The 20,091-nt window shown below is 60.3% G+C and carries 14 protein-coding genes; 6 read left to right on the top strand and 8 right to left on the bottom strand.

All coding sequences use genetic code 11. The features are described from left to right. Positions 1-64: 64 nt before the first annotated feature. The 8 genes from HZB23_11335 to mfd form a co-directional block, all read right to left on the bottom strand. Positions 65-331 (bottom strand): hypothetical protein, encoded by a 267-nt coding sequence (locus HZB23_11335; GenBank protein ID MBI5845249.1) that lies wholly within the window; start codon positions 329-331, stop codon positions 65-67. A 142-nt stretch (positions 332-473) separates the two neighbouring features. Continuing rightward, positions 474-2,567 carry a glycine--tRNA ligase subunit beta gene (locus HZB23_11340; GenBank protein ID MBI5845250.1) on the bottom strand — a complete coding sequence of 698 codons (2,094 nt, stop codon included), beginning with the start codon at positions 2,565-2,567 and terminating at the stop codon, positions 474-476. Position 2,568: 1 nt separating this feature from the next. Continuing rightward, positions 2,569-3,462, bottom strand: coding sequence for a glycine--tRNA ligase subunit alpha (glyQ, locus tag HZB23_11345; GenBank protein MBI5845251.1), 894 nt, complete (start codon positions 3,460-3,462; stop codon positions 2,569-2,571). Positions 3,463-3,545: 83 nt separating this feature from the next. After that, complete coding sequence (locus HZB23_11350) at positions 3,546-4,604, bottom strand: galactokinase (GenBank protein MBI5845252.1); 1,059 nt, start codon at positions 4,602-4,604, stop codon at positions 3,546-3,548. Positions 4,605-4,715: 111 nt separating this feature from the next. Beyond that, positions 4,716-5,468 carry a DNA repair protein RecO gene (recO, locus tag HZB23_11355; protein MBI5845253.1) on the bottom strand — a complete coding sequence of 251 codons (753 nt, stop codon included), beginning with the start codon at positions 5,466-5,468 and terminating at the stop codon, positions 4,716-4,718. 180 nt (positions 5,469-5,648) lie between these two features. Next, a complete protein-coding gene (locus HZB23_11360; protein MBI5845254.1) occupies positions 5,649-6,356 on the bottom strand; it encodes a DUF4115 domain-containing protein in 708 nt (235 codons plus the stop codon). 6 nt (positions 6,357-6,362) lie between these two features. Next, complete coding sequence (locus HZB23_11365) at positions 6,363-7,358, bottom strand: SurA N-terminal domain-containing protein (GenBank protein MBI5845255.1); 996 nt, start codon at positions 7,356-7,358, stop codon at positions 6,363-6,365. 36 nt (positions 7,359-7,394) lie between these two features. Further along, positions 7,395-10,943 (bottom strand): transcription-repair coupling factor, encoded by a 3,549-nt coding sequence (gene mfd / locus HZB23_11370; protein MBI5845256.1) that lies wholly within the window; start codon positions 10,941-10,943, stop codon positions 7,395-7,397. Between the two features lie 119 nt (positions 10,944-11,062). On the opposite strand from mfd, the gene HZB23_11375 reads away from it, so the two are divergent. The 6 genes from HZB23_11375 (at position 11,063) to HZB23_11400 (ending at position 19,848) form a co-directional block, all read left to right on the top strand. After that, positions 11,063-11,893: a dihydrodipicolinate reductase gene (locus HZB23_11375; GenBank protein MBI5845257.1), complete on the top strand. Its 831-nt coding sequence runs from the start codon at positions 11,063-11,065 to the stop codon at positions 11,891-11,893. Between the two features lie 46 nt (positions 11,894-11,939). Further along, positions 11,940-13,742, top strand: a complete 1,803-nt coding sequence (locus tag HZB23_11380; GenBank protein MBI5845258.1) for an ABC transporter substrate-binding protein — start codon at positions 11,940-11,942, stop codon at positions 13,740-13,742. Positions 13,743-13,761: 19 nt separating this feature from the next. Then, complete coding sequence (locus tag HZB23_11385; protein MBI5845259.1) at positions 13,762-14,802, top strand: ABC transporter permease subunit; 1,041 nt, start codon at positions 13,762-13,764, stop codon at positions 14,800-14,802. Between the two features lie 910 nt (positions 14,803-15,712). Continuing rightward, positions 15,713-16,444 carry an ABC transporter permease subunit gene (locus HZB23_11390; protein ID MBI5845260.1) on the top strand — a complete coding sequence of 244 codons (732 nt, stop codon included), beginning with the start codon at positions 15,713-15,715 and terminating at the stop codon, positions 16,442-16,444. Positions 16,445-16,760: 316 nt separating this feature from the next. Beyond that, complete coding sequence (gene asnB, locus HZB23_11395; GenBank protein MBI5845261.1) at positions 16,761-18,551, top strand: asparagine synthase (glutamine-hydrolyzing); 1,791 nt, start codon at positions 16,761-16,763, stop codon at positions 18,549-18,551. Next, on the top strand, positions 18,541-19,848 hold the full coding sequence (locus tag HZB23_11400; GenBank protein MBI5845262.1) for a hypothetical protein: 1,308 nt from the start codon (positions 18,541-18,543) through the stop codon (positions 19,846-19,848). The genes asnB and HZB23_11400 overlap by 11 nt, the downstream gene beginning before the upstream one ends. Positions 19,849-20,091 lie beyond the last annotated feature (243 nt).

Raw genomic sequence — 20,091 nt, forward strand, 5'->3', positions numbered from 1 at the left:
TAAAAGTACGTGGCGGAACTGACTTTGAAACTCGTCACAGCGATTCGCGTTTTTAGACGGGCGATTATCTGGGAGGGACCAGGGCCGCCAGCTCCTCTTTTATTTCATCGATGACCGTGTAGAACCATTCCAAATCTTCAAGGGTGAGGCGTCCGGCCTTTCTCTGGCTGGTGGAGCCGTCCTTTTTCACGTAGACCCTGGGGCCTATCTGGATTTTAGCCTCTCCGCCGTCGTAGCGGGCGATGGAGACCTGAAGCCCTGTTTCCTCGCTGGTCCAGCTCTTTATGGTTTCATCCTTGTCCGGATCAAAGGCTGATGCCTTGAAAGCCATGATGATGTTTCTCCTTGGGGTTTGATCAGTAAATCCTGTGCGCCTTGTGCGCAGCACGGGGTGCATAAAATAAAAGGGGGTCCGGGGGAGCCGCGCTCCCCCGGCCGCCGGAGGCTCTTTTACTGTTAGCCTTTGCCTTTTATTACGTGGAGATTTTGGAAAAGTCCGCGAACCGGGCGAAAAGTGCCGCTATGTCGCGCAGTATTGCAAGTCGGTTTTTCCGGATTTTCTCGTCCGGGGCCATCACCATGACTCCGTCGAAGAAGGCGTCCACCGAAGGCCGCAGGCCCGCCACGGCAAGGAGCGCCGCTTCCACGTCGCCATCGTCCAGAAGCTGGTTCACCTTTCGTTTGACGGCGGTGAAGGCCGCCACGAGTTCGGCTTCGCAGTCCTTCTCGAAAAGGCCGGAGGCCGGGCCGGTTTCGCCCGGAAGCTCCCCTTTTTCCTTTGCCTGGGCGATGATGTTCACCACGCGCTTGAAGGCCACTGCGAGCGGAACAAAGTCCGGCAGGGTTTTCAGGCGCGAAAGGGCCTTGACCCTTCGCCACAGGAGGGGCACGTCGTCTATGGAAACCGCTGCTGCCGCAATCACCACATCGCGGGAATGGCCCTGGTCCACCATCAGATTTATCAGGCGGTCCTTCAGGAAGCCCTTGATTTTTGACTCCACCTCCGGGCGGTTGATGCCGGGGGTCTTTATGAGGCCCAGGCTTTTTTCCACCATGAGGGAGAGGTTCAGGGGAAGTTTTGCCGAGGCCAGGATGGAGACTATGCCGATGGCCCCGCGCCTAAGGGCGTAGGGGTCGGAAGCCCCTGTGGGAATGAGGCCCACGGCGAAACAGCCGCAGAGGGTATCCAGCTTGTCGGCAAGGGCCGTGAGCGCGCCCACGCGGGTGGATGGAAGCTCGCCGCCGCTTCGGGTGGGGCGGTAGTGCTCCTCGATGGCGGTCGCCACGGCGGCGGGTTCCTTGAAAATGCCCGCGTAGATGCGGCCCATGACGCCTTGCAGGGTGGGGAACTCGCCCACTATCTGGCTTGCGAGGTCGGCCTTGCAGAGCTTTGCCGCCCGCTCCGCCCAGGCCGCCTCGTCCTCGGCGACCCCGGCTTCACGGGCGAGAAAGCGCACCAGTTCCACCAGCCGCACGATCTTGTCCCGCACGGTGCCGAGCCTGGCCTGGAACAGGATGCCCGAAAGCTCCTCAACCCAGGGGTCGAAGGATTTTTTTTCGCGGTCGGCCCGGAAGAAGAATCTGGCGTCCTCAAGGCGCGCCCGAAGAACCCTTTGGTGGCCGCCCACGGTGATGGCGGTATCCAGAACTTCGGTGTTGTTGATGGCGATGAACGAGGGCAGGAGGTTTCCGGCCTCGTCCTCCACCGCGAAGTATTTCTGGTGCTTGGCCATTGCCTCGATGATGACTTCCTTGGGCACTTCCAGGTAGTCGGGGGAAAAGCGCCCGGTGACGGCCACAGGGAACTCCACGAGGTTCGTTACGATGGAAAGGAGGTCCTCGCCGCCGCCCACGGCGTGGCCGCCAGCCTCGGCTGCCAGACGCTCAACCTGCTCCTTTATTGATTTCTCGCGGTCGGAAGGGGTCACCATCACCTTCGCGCCTTTGAGCGCTTCCACGTAATCGGCTGGTGTCGCAAGGCTGACCGCGCTGGGGGCCATGAAAAAATGCCCGTGGGTAAGGCGACCCGATGAAATGGTGTTGAAGGAAAATGGGACAATGTCGCTTCCGTAAAGGGCCGCCAGGGAATTGACGGGCCGGGCGAAGTATTCGGGAAGGGCCGCCCAGCGCATGGACTTGGGAAAGGGTATTTCGCCAATCAGGGATGAAAGGATTTCCGGCAGGAGCCCCATGACGGCCTCGCCTTTTTCCTCCTTCACCGCGCACAGGTAGGAGCCCTTTTCGGTCTCTTTGAGGCTGAGGCTTTCAACCGGGATTCCTGCCTTTTCGGCGAATTTCACGGCGGCTATCGTCGGTTTTCCCTCGGAGTCATAAGCCGCCTTCTTGGGGGGGCCGGTAAGCTCGGTGGTGACGGCCTCCTGTTTTTCGGCCACGTCCTTCACCATCACCGCAAGACGCCTTGGCGTGCCGTATGTTTTTACCTCGCCGAAGCCCACGCGGGCGGCGGCCAGCTTCCGGGAAAGTTTATCGGCCATTGCGTTAAGTGCCGGGGCTATGTATCCGGCGGGTATTTCCTCCGAGCCGATTTCGAGCAAAAGGTCTTTCATTTCAGTTGCTCCCTTCCATTTTCGGGCCGGAAAGGAGGGGAAAGCCCAGTTCCTCCCGCTGAGCCAAAAACCGTTCCGCGCTGCGGCGGGCAAGCTGGCGGATTCGCCCTATGTAGCCGGTGCGCTCGGTGACCGAGATGGCCCCGCGAGCGTCCAGGAGGTTGAAGGTGTGGCTGCATTTAAGGCAGTATTCGTAGGCCGGAAGAACGAGCCCAAAGTCCAGCACCTTCAAGGCCTCCTTCTCGTAGTCGGCGAAATGGGCGAAAAGCATGGCCGTGTCGGCAAGTTCGAAGTTGTAGGCGCTCTGCTCCTTTTCCTGCATCAGGTGCAGGTCGCCGTATTTCACGCCCATGTCATTCCATTTGAGGTCATAGACGTTGTCCACGCCCTGAAGGTACATGGCGATGCGCTCCAGGCCGTAGGTTATCTCGGCGGTGACGGGCGAAAGCTCTATGGAGCCCGCGATCTGAAAATAGGTGAACTGGGTGATTTCCATGCCGTCCAGCCAGACCTCCCAGCCTAGGCCGGAGGCTCCCAGGGTGGGGGATTCCCAGTCGTCCTCCACGAAGCGGATGTCGTGCTCCAGGGGATTGAGGCCCAGGGCTTTCAGGCTTTCAACGTAAAGGGCCTGGACGTTAACCGGCGAGGGTTTGAGGATCACCTGGAACTGGTAGTAGCGCTGGAGCCGGTTGGGATTTTCCCCGTAGCGCCCGTCGGTGGGGCGGCGGGAGGGCTGCACGTAGGCGGTTTTCCAGGGTTCGGGGCCAAGCGAGCGAAGGAGGGTTTCCGGGTGGAAGGTGCCCGCGCCCACTTCCATGTCGTGGGATTGGGTGAGCACGCATCCCTTTTGCGCCCAAAAGCCTTGAAGGTTTAGGATCAGGTCTTGAAACGTCATGGGTTCTTCTTTCAGCTTCGTTGTTTGACGATGAAAACCGGGGCGGCCCTTTGGCCGGTCCAGGCATGTAATCGATTTGCGGCCTAGTCCACCAGAACCCCCTGGCCGTCCACTGTTATGGGAAGCAGGCGGGCGGTTTCGGCGCTGGAAAGGATTTCGTCCCACTCGACTTTCACCTTGGCCAGAGCCCCCTTTTCGCCCAGGGCCCACACGCAGCCTCCGGCCCCGGCCCCTGTGAAGCGGCCCCCGCAGCCGTTTTCAACTGCCGTGTCCACGAGCTTTTCCATGATGGGGGTGAGCACGTTGGGGGTCATTTCCCGGCGGATGGCAACCTCCTTGTTCATGAAGGCGGCGGCCTCGGCGTAGTCCTTGCGGGACAGGGCCTCCACGAAATCCACCGCGTGGCGGCACATGGTTATCCACTTGTCGCGGGTGGTGCCGCGCAGGAACTCGCGCACCCACACGGAGTTGACGTCTATGGAATCGTGGGGCGAGCCGCAGTAGGCCAGGAGCAGGCGCTCGTTGAAGGCCGCGTAGTCCTTGGGGGATATGACGCTTCGCTTGTCGTAGCCGGGGCCTGATGCGGTGGGGTGCCAGTACCAGGCGTTCACACCGCCGTAGGCAGCGGCGAGCTGGTCCTGGAGCCCGCAGGGAACTCCCGCCGTGTTGCTCTCTATGCCGTGGGAAAGAAGCACCACCTGGCGGATGGAAAGGGCGCGCTCCCCAAGCCTTTCGTAGGCCTTGGAAAAGGCAGCCACCAGGGCCACCACTGCGGCTGACGAGCCCCCTAAGGCCGAGCGCACCGGCGAGCCGGATTCAACGGTTATGTGGACGCCGCTGGCCCTGAAAAAGGCCGCCACCGCGAACATGAGGCCCAAGGGATGCCCTATGAAGGGGGCCTTGTCCTCCGGGTATTCCGCAGAGTCGAAGCCGGTGGAGCTCACCTTCACGAAGCCCGCCTTGTGGGGAAGCAGGGTGATCTTGGTGCGCATTCCCACGGCGATGTTGAAGGTTAGGGTATCCATGTTGCGGATGGCGTAATGGAGAGCAGGCATGTCCACGGTGCCGCCCATGTCCACCCGGCAGGGGGCCTCGGCGCGGACAGGTTCTTTTTCAAGGATTTTTTTGAGGGCATCGGGCATGTCGGGTTCTCCTTGTGGAAGATGAGTCCGGGAAAATGTCAGGCTGCTTTATGTGCAGCCGGTAACTGGTATCGGGTATACGTTGGCCTTCTGTTCAAAGTCAGGCGGCCTTCAGCGGAGCTTGCGCAAAAAGGCCAGGCTGTTCAGCTTTTCGCAAAGGTGATGGCTTACGAAGGTTTCCATTATTTCCACCGCCTGGGAAAGGGCGGGTTCCGGGCAGCCCGCATTTTCGCTGCAGGGCTCCGTTTTGGACGCGAAATCCAGAAACCGCAGGGCCTCGGCCCGAACCTCCCTTGAAGCTCCCCCGCAGGCCCGGCACACGATGCCTCCGGCATGGAGGTCAAAGCCCGTGCGGGTGGCGTTTTCCGGGAGCCGCACCCCGCATTTCACGCAGGCGTCGAGCCTGGGCCTCATTCCGGCCAGGGCCAGGAAGCGCGCCAGAAAGCCCGCGTGGACTATCGCAAGCTCCTCCGCCGGTTTTTGCGACAAGGCCCCAAGGGACCCTGTGAATAGGGTGAAGACTGCCTCCGCGCATTCCCCTTCGGGCAGCCACTTGTCGAGGATCTCCGCCCACAGGCTTGCCAGGGCGAAACGCAAAACGTCCCTTCGGATGCCCTCGAAGGCCTCAAGCTGGACCGATTCCGACAGCACGGGAAGGCTCCCGCCCCGCGCGGACCGCGCGTAAACCACATCGGCGAGGCCCAGAAGCTCGAGGCTTCCCCCGAAGCGGCGGCGGCTCTTTTTGGCGGCCCTGGCCATAACCGCCACCTTGCCCGCGCTCTCGGTGAAAAGGCTTACGATCAGGTCCGTTTCCGCGTAGGGGGTGATCCTTATGGGCACGGCCCTGGTTTTTACGGGTTCCAAGGGTTTCAGTCCCGGTTTTGCTAAACAGTCGAGATAATTTCAAAACCCTGTAAAACGGCGTGGATCGTAGGTTGGGCCGCACTGCGTTTGGCCCAACCTACGGGAGGTTTTGCAATTACCTCAGCCAATAAAAAGCCAAGCATAATGCCCGTTTAAAAACTCCATTTTCGACGGCCTGTCTCAGGGGAGCTTCACGTTCACCGCCTGCCCCGCCCTTGCCGCCACCGTGACGGGTTTGCCGTCCAGGCTCAGACGGACAGCCTGTGGGCTCCCCACCAGAAGGTTGAATTCGCGCTTGGCGGTCAGGCTGATGGTCTGGCCGGGCTTGAGCGAAAAGCGCCTGATTTCGACTCCGTCGGCCATGGCCCTCACCCAGGTTTCCGAAACGGCGGTGATCCTAAGGTGAAGGAGCCGCCCGGACTGCGTTTCGGTCCTCGCCGCCGCACGGACCGGGGGCATGGACTTTTGCGCTCCGGGATTCCGCTCCGCCTCGTCGCCCGGAAGGCAGATCATGATGACCAGCACCGTGACAAGAAGCGTGAAGGCCGCAAGAACCCCAAGCTGGATCAGCCAAGTCGTAGCGCTTGCCGCGTGGAAGCCCTTCCGGGCCGGTGGAAGGGCCTTCAAAAGGGCCTTCCCGTACAGGGCCAGGATTTTTTCGGTGTCGGCCCCGATCGCTTCGGCGTAGGCTTTCACGAAGCCCTTTACAAAGGCCGGGGGCGGAAGGCTATCCCAGTCCTCCTTTTCCAGAAGAAGAAGGGTGGCCTGGGTGATCCGGGTCTTTCGGCTCACGTCGGAAAGAGTGAGGCCCTTTTCCTCCCTTTTCGCCTTGAGATGGCTTCCGAAGGAAACGCGAGGCTCGTTTGGCTCCCAACCTGTTTCCTTCACCTTTGCTTACCGTATGACCTTTATGTGCGCCTTCTTTTTGAGAGACGCAACCCAAGTCGTGTAGCGCTCGTTTACGGCCTTGTTGTGAATGGCCCGCCGGATTTCCGGGGTGGCCTCGGCAAGGCTTTTGCCGGAGCTTTTCGTTACGCTGTCCAGGAAAATCACCGCCTGGCCGGTGGGAGTTTGAAGAGGAGCGGAAATGTCGCCCTCTTTCATGACGGCCACTTTTTCCTGGTAAAAGGGGGCCAGGTCGGAAAGCAACCAGAAACCCAGGTCGCTCACTTCCACCTTGGGAAGGCCTTGGCCGAACCTTTTGCCCACGTCGGTTATGGAAACCGCCTGGGCAAGCGCCGTGCGGGCTTCGAGGAGCCTTGCAGCGCCTTCCTCCCCGCCCGCCGGGTCGGCGGAAAGGCTCCAGATATGGTAGGTGGACTTTCCCTCGAACCTGTCCCTGTGTTCCTCGTAGAATTTTTTGATTTCGTCCTCGGTCACCACTATGCGCGAGGCAACCTCCCTTTCCATGAGCCTCGCCCGCAGAAGGCTCTCCCTCTGGGCCTTGCGGAAGCCCTCCATGGTCATGCCCTGGGCCTTGAGGGCCGCAAGAAGGTCTTCTGCGGTCATGGAGTTTTCCTGCTTCAATTGCTCTATGTAGGCATCCAGGTCCTTTTCGTCCACCTTTATTCCAAGGCGAAGGCTTTCCTGGTCAACGAGCTTTCTTTCTATGAGGCCGTTTATGGCCTCTTCCCTGATTTTGAAGATGAGCGCCTGCTCCTCCTCGTAATCCAGGTGCTGGGACCTGATTTCACGGACATAGGGCGCTATTGCCAGGTCCAGCTCGGAAAGTTTCACTATGTCGTTGTTGACCACCGCCACCGCGCGATCCACCAGCCGCGCCCGGGCAGTGGCCGGAAGAACGGCGGATGCCGTGAACCCGGCTATTGCCAGAAGGAAAAAAAGTGCGGATGCTTTGGGAAGGAAGAATTTTGCGGCGTTTTGGCGCATTGGCCTAGGGCTCCTTTGGAGGTCTGTGGGCGGGGATTACAACCCATTTGAATCTTTACAGTTAACACGGCGGGCCAATTCTTTCAATACGTTTTTGGCCGAACTCACCCGGCTCCTGACGTCATCGCCCGCTATGGCCACCCGGATGCCTCCATCCGGGGTGATTTTGACGGTCCCCTTCGACTGCGAGGCCATTTCCAGTATCCCCTGGGGACGGGCCATGTGGTCGGGGGAAAAGAGGAGGTTCAAGTAAATTCCGGCAAGGTCCAGACGCCTGACCCCCGCGTCCCGGCACATGATTTTGAGCATTATCTTGTAAAGAAGCTGGGAGGCCGGGGCCGGAAGCCTTCCGAAGCGGTCGGAGAGCTCCTTCATGAAGCTTCCCACCTGGCTCACTTCGTTCATGCGGGCCAGCCGCCTGTAGCATAAAAGCCTCTGGTCCGCGTCAGGAACCATGTCGATGGGAAGGAAGGCGTCGAAATCCACGCTTATTTCGGGCTCCAGCACCTCCTCCACCTTTTCGCCCTTGAGGCGCGACACGGCCTCCTCCATGAGCCTTAGGTACATCTCGTAGCCCACCGCCGCAACGTGGCCGCTCTGGCTGGCCCCCAGCACCGTGCCGCCGCCGCGTATCTGAAGGTCGCTCATGGCTATGGCGAAGCCCGCCCCAAGGTCCCGATGCTCCATCAGGACCTTCAACCTGCGCTGGGCGTCCCGGGTCATCTCGGTGTCCGGGGGGATGAGGAGGTAGGCGAAGGCCGCATCCTCGCCCCGGCCCACCCGGCCCCGAAGCTGGTACATCTGGGCCAGGCCGAAGTGGTCGGCCTTGTTGATGATGATGGTGTTGGCCGCAGGGATGTCGAGGCCCGATTCAATGATTGAGGTGCATACCAGTACGTCCGCCTGGCGCTCTATGAAGCGCATCATGATCTTTGCCAGGTCGTCTTCGGGAAGTTGCCCGTGGGCCACGGCGAACCGGGCTTCGGGGACCAGGTCGTGAAGGCGGCGGGCCATGGCGTGGATGCTGGCCACCCTGTTGTGCACGAAAAACACCTGTCCCTGCCGGGCCAGCTCCTTTCTTATGGCGTCGGCCACCAGGGCGTCCTCGAAGGGGGTGACGTAGGTGGTGATGGGGCGGCGCTGTTCGGGCGGCGTGTTGATGACCGAGATGTCGCGTATGCCGGAAAGCGACATGTTCAGCGTGCGCGGAATGGGCGTGGCGGTTAAGGCCAATACGTCCACTGTTGCGCGGAATTTTTTGAGCTTTTCCTTGTGGCTTACGCCGAAGCGCTGCTCCTCGTCGATCATGAGAAGCCCCAAGTCCCTGAATTCAACGTCCTTTGAAATGAGCCTGTGGGTTCCTATGGCGATGTCGACCCTGCCCTCCGAGATTCCGGCGATTATCTCCTTCTGCTCCTTGGCGCTCCGAAAGCGGTTGAGGCAGGCCACCTTCACCGGGTAGCCCCGGTACCGGGCCAGGAAGGTGCGGTAGTGCTGCTCCGCAAGGATGGTGGTGGGGGCCAGGAAGGCCACCTGCTTTCCGTCCGCTATGGCCTTGAAGGAGGCCCGGAGCGCCACCTCGGTCTTGCCGTAGCCTACGTCCCCGCACACCAGCCGGTCCATGGGCTGGCCCTTTTCCATGTCCGCCAGCACCTCGTCTATGGTGCGGGCCTGGTCCGGGGTCTCCTCGTAGGCAAAGCCTGCCTCGAACTCGGCGAAATACTCGTCCGGCGCGGAAAAGGCGTAGCCCTGGCGAACCTTGCGGGCCGCGTAGAGGTCCAGGAGGTCCCTGGCGATTTTTTCGACGTCCTTCTTGACCTTGTGCTTGACCTTCTCCCAGCTTCCGCCCCCCAGCTTGTCCAGGGGTGGGCCAGCCTCGGAAACCCCCCGGAATTTCTGGACCAGGTTCGAGCGGTCTACCGGCAGATAGAGCCGGTCGTTGTCCTTATAGGAGAGAATCAGGAAATCGGCGGAAACCTCGTTCACCTTCATGGTGCAAAGGCCCTCGTACCGGGCGATTCCGTGATCGACGTGCACCACGTAATCGCCCTGGTTCAGGCTTCCCAGGTCCAGAAGCTCGGTCCGGGGGCGCTCGGCCACCGACTTTTCCGTGCGGCGGCGGGAGCCGAAGATTTCAGCGTCCGTTATGAAGGCGAGCTTTTCCGACACCCACTGAAAGCCCGACGAAAGCCTGCCCAGGGCTATTCTCACCGGGTTTTCGCCGGAAAGATCGCCAAAGGGCGTCCAGTTGCGGGCCGTGGCCACGTGATAGGGCAGGAGGATGCTTTCCAGGCGCTTGGCCTGCTCCTTGCCCGGAACGGTCAGCACCGTCACCGCGCCCGCCTTTACGAGGGCCGCGATCCTGTCAGCAAGAGGGGCAAGGGGCCTTTCGTGTTCCCGGCTCAAGGACAGCTCGTGTTTCAGGCCCTGGTTGTCGGCCACTGAAAACGAAAACACCCTTTTGACCCCGCCCTCGGTTTCGGGCTCGTTCAAGGGCATTGCGCTCACGTTCAGGGCAACGAAATCCTTGATGTTTTTCTCCAGCTCGGAGGCGGTGAGCCAGGCTGCGGAAGGGGACAGGCACATCCTTTTTTCCGCGATGCTGGTCTCGTAATAGGCCTCGGCCTTTCCCAGGACCTGGGCCGCCCGGTCGGAAAATTCGGCGGGCTCCACTGCCACGCACAGCATGTTCGGGGGCAGGTAGTCGAAAACCGTGGTGGTGCGATGGTACAGGAGGGGCAGGAAGGCCTCGATTCCAGGAAACCGGCCCTCGTCTTTTATCTTCTGGATGAGCTCGCGCACCTGGCTTATGGAAAGCCCCCTGGTGAGGGCCTCCTCCCGAACCCTGTTCACCACCCTTGGGAGGTTTTCGGGCGCGATCACCGCCTCACCGGCGGGCAGGATCACGGCCTCGTCCAGCTTTTTTATGGTGCGCTGGGTGGAGGATGAAAAAAGCCTTATGGAGTCCACCGTGTCGCCGAAAAACTCCAGGCGCAGCGGGTCGGTGTAGCCGGGCGGAAAAACATCGACTATCCCGCCCCTCACCGAAAACTCGCCCGGGGACTCCACAATAAGGGAGGCGGTGTAGCCGCCCCAGGCCAGCTTTTCCAGGAAGGCGTCCCGGTCGGTGTCCTCGCCAGCGGCGAGAAGCTCGGCGTAGGAGGAAATCTCCTCCTTGGGAACGAGCCTGGAAAGGGCGGCCTCCGGCGTTACAGCGATCACTGCGGGCGGGTTTTTTCCGCTCATCAGGCGAAAAAGGAGCGACACCCTGGCGCAGGCCGTCTCAGGCCCGTAGACCACGCCCCGAAAGGCCATCTGGTGATAGGGGGGAAACTCGGCGAGGTCAGGGGATACCCCGTCTGAAGGCGGCAGGAAAAATTCCAGGTCCGATAAAAGCCGTGAAATATGGCGCTTTGTGGGACAAAGTACAAGCATGGGACGGCGGAGGTCCCGGTAAAGGCGGGCCAGGAGCATTGCCGCAGCCCCCTCTCCCACCCCCGTGGCCCACAGGCCGCCCCTTCTGCTTCCAAGGGCCGCCGCCAGGTCCGAAAGACCCGGCGGCGCGTATTTTTCGGGTTCCTCCATTGTCTCCCTGCCCGGTTCCACCGGAGGCGAAAACTACTCCACACTTTGATGCATGTCAATCGGTTGCCTCTGGCCGCCCTATCTGATATGACGAGTGAAATTCAACATGGAGAGGGTTCATGGATCGGATAAAAATACTTATCAGCGGAATTCCGGGCAAGGTGGGCGTAAACCTTGCCGGGCATTTTCTGGCCGACGGGCGCTTCACGCTCCTTCCCGTGGCTCTCACCGGGCCGGGGGTGCCTGAGGAGCCCGTAAGCGTCTCCGGGGCGTCCATCGCCATCGTGGGGCCGGAAAGGCACCGGGAAGCGCTGTCCCGCCTGAAGGGCCAGGAGGGCGGGTTCATCGTCATCGACTATTCCCACCCGTCCGCCGTGAACGCCAACGCCGCCCTCTACTGCGGTCTCGGAATAAATTTCGTCATGGGCACCACCGGCGGGGACCGGGCTGAACTCAGCCGGACCGTGGAAAAATCCGCGTCCTGCGCGGTCATCGCCCCAAACATGGCCAAGCCCATAGTGGGCTTCACCGCCATGATGGAGTACATGGCGGAAAATTTTCCGGGGATTTTTTCGGGATGGGACCTGTCTATAAAAGAGAGCCATCAGGCGGGAAAGGCCGACACCTCCGGCACGGCAAAGGCCATGGTGGGCTTTTTCAACAAGATGGGCCTCGATTTTTCCGCCGACCGAATTTTTTCCGAGCGCGACCTGGAGCGTCAGCGCAGGGACTGGGGCATCCCGGAGGAGCATCTTACGGGCCACGGCTGGCATACCTATGACCTTACCTCGCCCGACAAGACCGTGAAGCTTTCCTTCACCCACAACATTTCGGGCCGGGACGTGTATTATCCGGGCACCGCCGATGCGGCGATTTTTCTTTCAAGGCGCGTGGCGGAGGGAAACCGGGGAAAGGTTTACTCAATGCTGGACGTCCTGAGGCAGGCTTAACGTCGCGCCTGTTTCAACGGGCTGCCAACAATAACGGAGAATATTCATGAAACGGATCGCCATTCTTGTCTCGCTCCTCCTCGTTGCAGGGCTGGCCTTTGCCGCCGACGGGATGTTTCCAGGGCCGGGCTGGAAGGAGAAGCCCAACCCCCTGGCAGGCGCGCACGCCCAAAGGGGCGGCCAGATGGCGAGCTTTCTGGGGCCATCGCCCAAGAGCCTCAACTACTACCTGGAATCAAGCTCGCTGGCCAGCGAGGTATTCGGCCTCATGTACGAGTCGCTCCTGGGCATGGACCCGGTGACCCTGGAATACATTCCGGGCCTTGCCGCCAAATGGTCCATCTCCGCAGACAAGCGCACCTATGCCTTCTATATGGACAAGAAGGCCAAATGGAGCGACGGCAGGCCCGTCACCGCCAAGGACGTCAAGTTCACCTTCGACGCCATACTGGACCCAAAGAACATGACCGGCTCCCACAAGGTGGCGCTCGCCCGGTTTTCCTCACCGGTTGTGGTGAACGCCTCCACCATAAGGTTCACCGCAAAGGAGGTCCACTGGAAGAACCTCCTGGCCCTGGGCGGTTTTCAGATTCTTCCGGCCCACGCCTGGGCGGGCCAGGACTTCAACAAGGTCAACTTCTCATTTCCGGTGGTTTCCGGGCCATTCAAAATGGGGGCCTACAAGCAGGGCGTCAGCCTCACCATGCTCCGCAGGAATGACTGGTGGAGCGCGGCATCCCCCGGCGCCAAGGGAACCTACAACTTCGACCGGCTTCATTTCCTTTTCTACGAGGAGCGCGAAAACGCCTTCGAGGCCTTCAAGAAGGGGGCTTTCGACCTTTATCCCATCTACACCTCAAGGATGTGGGTGAAGGAGACCACGGGCGAAAAATTCCAGAAAAACCTCATCGTCAAGCAAAGGGTGCACAACCATAACCCGGTGGGCTTCCAGGGTTTTGCCATGAACATGCGCCGGGCACCCTTCAACGACCTTAGGGTCCGCAAGGCCATGGCCCTTCTTCTGGACCGGCCCAAGATGAACGCAACCATCATGTACAACCAGTATTTTCTCCAGAACTCATATTACCAGGACCTCTACTCCCCGCCCTCGTCCTGCCCCAACCCCCAGACGCCATTCGACAAGAACGCGGCCCGGAAGCTCCTGGCCCAGGCGGGCTGGAAGGCGGACCCCAAGACGGGAATTCTCATGAAGGCGGGAAAGCCCTTCAGGTTCCAGTTTTTGAGCCGGGACGCATCGAGCGGGAAATTCCTGTCCATCTATCAGCAGGATTTGAAGGACGTGGGAATCTCCATGGAGATCGTGGTGAAGGACTGGGCCGCCTGGATGAAGGACATGGAGAATTACTCATTCGAGATGACCTGGGCCGCCTGGGGGGCCGGGCTTTTCAAGGACCCGGAAACCATGTGGTCGTCAAAGGAGGCGGCGCGCACGGCGGGCGACAACATTACCGGCTTCGCGGACAAGGCCGTGGACCAGCTAATCGAAAAGCAGAAGACCCTGTTTTCCGTGGCGGCCCGGCACGACATCTGCCGCAAGATAGATAAATTGGTTTTCGCCCAGTACCCCTACGCCCTTTTGTGGAACATAGATTACGTCCGTCTCCTTTACTGGAACCGGCTGGCCACCCCGGACTGGGTGCTTTCCAAGTACGGCGACGAGTCCTCGGCCAACGCCCTTTGGTGGATAGACCCGGACGACCAGGCCGCCTTTGACGACGCCCTTAGAAAGGGGACCTCCCTTCCGGCCCGGCCAGGGGCAGTGGTCTTCTCGAAGGTTTTCAGGCAGCGGGCGCAACTCGTCCCGGCCCGGATCCAACCCCTAACCTGACGGGAACCATCGGACAAAAATGGACCGCAGAACCTACTTCATCCGCCGACTGCTCCTGGTGATTCCGACGTTTTTCGGCATCACCCTAAGCTGCTTCGTCCTTTTGCACTTCGTTCCGGGCGGGCCGGTGGAAATGGCCATACTTTCCATGCGCGGCCTTGCAACGGGTGAAAGCGCCCGGTTCACCGAGTCCAAAGGGGCCGTCTCCGAGGAGCAGCGCGAGGCCATAAAGGCCCATTACGGCTTTGACAGGCCCATGCACGTAAGGCTTTACAGGTGGTACGTCACGGACCGGCTGGGGCTTGCGGCGGAATCCTACAAGTTCTCGGAAAAAACCGCGTGGCAGCTTATAAAGGAGCGCTTTCCGGTCTCCCTCATCTTCGGGTTCACGGGCTTTTTCCTCTCCTACCTCGTGTGCATACCCTTGGGAGTCGCCAAGGCCCTGAGGCACGGAAAGCCCTTCGATTTTTTAAGCTCGGTGGTTGTCTTCATCGGCTACGCGGTTCCCCCCTTCGCCTTCGGCATGGTCCTTAAGATGCTCTTTGCCGGCACGGTTGACGGTTTCTGGGACATCTTCCCGGCAGCCGGGTTTCACGGCCTGGACTACGAGACCCTTTCGTTCTGGGGCAGGGCGAAGGACACCGCAAGCCACATGTTTCTGCCGGTCGCCTGCTACATGATAGGCAGCTTCGCGGTACTCACCATTCTGATGAAGAACTCCCTTCTGGACGAGATCGGCAAGGACTACGTGCGCACGGTGCTTGCCAAGGGCGGATCCATGAAAAGGGCCGTGTGGCGGCACGCCTTCCGGGCGAGCCTGGTTCCCATCGCCACGGGTTTCGGCTCCATTCTGACCGTCATGTTCGCCGGGTCGGTATTGATCGAGCAGGTTTTCGAGATACCCGGAATGGGGCGCCTGAGCCTCGAGGCCATAGTGGGCAGGGATTACCCGCTTTTCATGGCGATTTTGTCCGTTACCTCAATTCTTGGCCTTCTGGGAAACGTGCTGTCGGATTTCTGCTATGTGCTGATTGATCCGAGAATTAGCTTCCAGAAATGATTTGAACCCGTAACAATATCCCTTCCCCTGGATTTTAATGACCATCCCACTTCAAAAATTCCTCTCGCCGGTTACAATCAAGCGCCTGCGGCGTTTCCGGCGGATGCGGCTTTCCTGGTATTCCCTGGTGATCCTGGTGGCCCTTTACGGAGTGTCGCTTTTTTCCGAGTTCATAGCAAACGACCGGCCGCTCTACTTAAGATACCAGGGGGAGAGCTATTTCCCGGTCTTTTTTTTCTATCCCGAACTCACCTTTGTACCGGGCGGGCTCTCCACCCGGCCAGACTATGAAAAGCTCTCAAAAAGCGCGGACTTTGGAAAAGGTTCGGGCAACTTCATGGTGTTCGCCCCCATTCCATACGGGCCTTACAAGAGCGCCGACCCCGAAAGCCTTCCGGTGCGGGACACCGTCACGGTTTCGGCAAGCCTCAATCCGCACATGGCCACGGTGAACGTGGGAGTTGACTGGAAAATTCAGCGCGAGGACGGCGCGGGCTTTTTCTTCGGAAAACCGGACGAACCGGTGGAGGGCGCGGCATTCAAGGATCGATTTTCCGTGACGCCGGAGCTCGTTAAGGCCGTGAGGGAGCGCCTTTCCAACAGGGCCGCCCCGGAAGCCTCCTTCAACATAAAAAGCCTTGACGGCAGGCTTCGCGTGAAAGTGAGCCTTTCCACCTTCACGCCCCGCGATGCGCCGCCCGAAACAATAAGGCTCAACCTCGCCGAACCAGCGCCCGAAAACGCCGCCCCGGCCACCCTCGTCTTTGAACGCGGACCCAGGGTGTCGGCGGATTCGGAAAAGCTCCTGGCCCGGCTCACCGGGGAATCGAAAAAGGCGCTCTACTCCGCAGTTACGGACGCCTTCAACGGTTTTTCAGATCCGGTCACGCTTTTTGCCGGAAACTTGCGGATGCTTGCCACCCTGGAAAAGAACGAGGTGCGCTTTCCCTTTCCGCCCACGGAGAGGCACCTGATGGGCCTGGACGATTCGGGCCGGGACGTTTTGGCCCGCATACTCTACGGGCTTCGCACCTCGCTTACCTTCGCCCTCATCCTGGTTGCGGCGGGCCTGGGCCTTGGGACCCTGGCCGGGGCGGTCCAGGGCTATTTCGGGGGCGCTTTTGACATCGTGGGGCAGCGGTTCACGGAAATCTGGTCGGCTCTTCCGTTTCTCTACATCATGATTTTTCTGGGAAGCGTCTTCGGCCAGTCCTTCCTGCTTCTCATTTTCTGTTACGGCATCTTCAACTGGATAGGCATTTCCTATTACATGAGGGCGGAATTCCTGCGCCTGCGCCGCACTTCCTTCGTAGAGGCCGCCAGGGTCATGGGGCTGTCGCCCTTTCGGATCATCTTCCGGCACATCCTCCCCAACGCCTTAACGCCCCTGGTCACCTTCTTCCCCTTCAGCCTGGTGGGTGCCGTGGGGGCGCTGGCGGCCCTGGACTACCTGGGCTTCGGGCTTCCGCCGCCCACTCCCAGCTGGGGCGAGCTTCTGAGCCAGGCACAGAGTTACCGCTGGGCCTGGTGGCTCATACTTTACCCCACGGCGGCACTTTTCCTGGTGATGCTCCTTGGGGTTTTTGTCGGCGAGGGAGTGCGTAGCGCCTTTGACCCCCGCAGCGACCGCCTGGGGGGCTGAGGGAGCGAGGCGCGGTGTCAGGGCGCGCCGGGCGGGTCGTCACGTACCCGAAAGTACGCATCCTCCCCGCCCTGCACACCCTTCCTTGCGCCTCATCTCCCGGGAGCCCCCCAGGGCGAGGCTTCGATTGAGGCACAGAAAGGCGAATAATAGGAAATGACAGCATAGCCTGATATAAAAACTGCGGCGGTTTTGCGCAGCAAAGCCGCCGTATGATAAATGGGGGGCCGGGGGACCTTAGGTCCCCCGGCCGCCGGAGGCGCTTTTCGTTTATGTGTTTGGTTTTTGCTGTTTTGATTGCTGATCGGCATGATCCATGTGCGGCATAATCGGGGAAATTCGCAGGAAGGGCAGGGTGGACGCCGAACGGCTTGGGCGGCTTCGGGACATCCTCGCCCACCGGGGGCCGGACGGCGCGGGCCTTTGGGTTTCCCCGGACGGAAGCGCCGCCCTGGGCCACCGGAGGCTCGCCCTGGTGGACCTCTCCGATTCTGGCCGCCAGCCCATGGGAAACGAAACCGGGAACCTTTGGCTCACCTTCAACGGCGAGATTTACAATCACAAGCAATTGAGAGCGGAGCTTACGGCGCGGGGCCACCGGTTTTCATCCACCACCGATTCCGAGGTGCTGCTCCACGGGTTCGAGGAATGGGGCAGGGCGGTCCTGGATCGCGTAAAGGGCATGTTCGCCTTCGCCATTTACGATAACGATTCGGGCGCGCTCTTTCTGGCCCGGGACCGCTTCGGCATAAAGCCCCTCTACTACCACGCGGGGCGGGACTTTTTCATCTTCGCGTCCGAATTGAAGGCCATAAAAGCCCACCCGGAGATCCCGCAGGAACTGGATTATTCATCGGTCTGCGATTTTTTCACCTATCGCTACGTGCCAAGTCCCAAGAGCATTTTAAAGGCCGTGAAAAAACTTGCGCCCGCCCACTGTCTTACCCTTTCGCGGGATTTTTCGGTGAACGGGGGCCGGTATTACGAACTGAAATCAGGCCGCCTTTCGCCCCCGGAAAAAGAGGCCGTGGAGCGGGTCGATTCCCTTCTGGCCGATTCGGTGAAATACCACGTTGACGCGGACGTCAAAGTGGGCTCGTTTTTGTCCGGCGGCTACGATTCAAGCGCCCTTTTGCTTTACCAGAAGCGCGCGGGATATGAGCCCGTAGCCTTTGCCCTGGGGTTCGAGGGCTGGGAGAAGAGCGAGCATTTCGCGGCCCGGATGGTTGCCAAGCATCTGGACGCAAGCCTTGAAACGAAGATGATCGGCCCGGAAAGCCTCTCGCTTCTATCCACCCTTGCGGAGGTCTACGACGAGCCTTTGGCCGACATCTCGACGGTTCCCACCTACGAGATAAGCCGGGTCGCGTCGCAACGGGTGAAGGCCGTTGTTTCGGGCGAGGGCGCGGATGAGATTTTCGGCGGCTACGGTTGGCACAGGAGCGTGCATGACGACTGGCAGGGCCTTGGAAGGCTGAAACGGGCGGCCCTTAGCCAAGGCCCGCTTGGCCGGGGTTGGTTCGTCTCGCGCTACGCCAAGGCCATGGCCATGGGGCGCTATGACGAAAAATCACTAAAGAGCCTCATTCATCCCGATCTCAAAAAATTCGTCCCGGCGGATTCCGACTGGTTCTACCGCCAGAATCTGCCCACGGGAAAAGGGGCGGTGCGCTCCTTCCAGCTTGCCGACATAAGGTGCTTCATGGGCGAGCTGGTATTAACCAAGATCGACCGGGCCAGCATGGCCCATAGCCTGGAAGTCAGGGTCCCCTTCCTGGATCACGAGCTTGTGGAATACGCGCTGTCGCTGGACGAATCCCTTGCGTACAGGCCGGAAAGCCCCAAGTTCCTCTTGCGGGAAAACATAAAAGACGCCCTTCCCAGGGCCATAATGAACCGCAAAAAGCAGGGCTTCGTGGGGCCGGACTCCTACTACGCGGATATTTCCTTCTACCGCGAGGGCCTGAGCGAGGCTCTGTCGGTTCGGGACGGAATAATCAGGCAGCAGGCCGTGGACGACCTTTTGTTTCAGGGTGACCACTGGCGGCTGTGGAAGGCGCTGGTCTTCGAGAACTGGTACAGGCGCTGGAGAGGCAATGATGGTTGACACCGGATTCGTTTTCGTCGTGTGCGGGGCGAAGCATCACGTCGAAACCCTAAACGTGGCCCTGCGGCACCTTGCGCGCTTTTCCAAAAGCCCGGTTACGGTGGTGACCGATCTTGGGCGCAACGAGGGGGAAATCCGCCACGATAGCATCATCAACATCGAAACGCCGGAATCCTTCAACAACCATCAGGCGGCCATCCACCTCAAAACCAGCCTTCACCGGATCATGACCGGCCCCGGCCCATACTGCTACCTCGATTCCGACGTACTTGCGGTCAGGCCGGGCGTTGACGCCATATTCGGCATGAAAAGGGACATCGTCACCTTCGGCTCGGACCACTGTCCCCTGGCCGAGTTCTCCCCCCACGCCGTGGCCTGCACCTGCGCGGCCCCGTTATCACGGGCCTTTTTCGGAAAGGGCATGACCGAAGAGGAATTCAACGACCTGGAGCAAAGGAGAAGGCTCCACCACGAGCTTCTGGAAAAGCTCTCGGCCCATGTGAAAAACGACCCGGCCCTGTTGAAGAAAAAGGAGCTTCTGGACGTTCTCACCACCATCTACAACATGAACATGGCCCATCCCCTGTGGAACCGGCTTCCGGGCTTCCTGGCCGCGCGTCTGAAGGCCCTTTCGTGGTGGGCCTTTCTGATCCTTGTCATACGCGGGCGCTACAGGTGGGACAATAACAGCCGCAGGTGGTTCGACAGCAAAGGCAACCTCATCATAGACGCCGACGCCTACGACGCCTTTTTGCTGGAAGTGGCCGAAAAGTGCGGCTTTTTCTGGGACCAGCGGCACGGAACCTGGGTGGATAAAGACGGCGAGCCGGTCTACTTCCCGATTCCGGGCCGGGGCGGAAACCCCCGCTGCGTTCACCTTCAGCAGGCCATACTGGATCGCTTCGACATACCCATACCGGACGGGGACTGGGTGCACTTTAACGGCGGGGTCTTTCTTTTCGGGCCGGACTCGAAAGACTTCATGGACGACTGGAACGAGTGGTGCCTGGGCATATTCAACGAGCCCTACTGGCGCACCCGGGACCAGGGGATTCTTGCGGCGCTCACCTGGAAATTCGGGCTTGAGGAGGCTCCGAGGCTGCCGCCGGAATACAACTTCATCGCCGACTACCACAAAAAGGGCGTGATCCATCACGGCGGCCTTCGTTTCAGCGCCCCGCCCCATCCCGGAGTCATCGAGCCCATGCTCATCCACATCTACCACAACTTCGGGAAAAAGGACTGGGACGTGTGGCAGGCGGTGGAAAAGGCGCTGGAAGTGGAGCCGGGCTGTTGAAAGCGGGGCGGAGCGCCCGCGCTCCCGGGAAAAAACCACCCTGCAGTAAACACGTCAGAGTCATATGAAGTTTTTTTGAAGGAAGGGGTGTGGGGGCTGGGGCATAAGAGATGTCCTTGCCTCGTCGTCACCCCGGCGAAGGCCGGGGTCCAGAAAAATGCTGCAAAAGGCAAAAACTGGATTCCGGCCTTCGCCGGAATGACGGAGGCTGCTGCTTTCCCATCCCCCGCAATCCTTTCCATT

The sequence above is a fragment of the Deltaproteobacteria bacterium genome (assembly GCA_016235345.1).
Taxonomy (GTDB): domain Bacteria; phylum Desulfobacterota; class Desulfobacteria; order Desulfobacterales; family Desulfatibacillaceae; genus JACRLG01.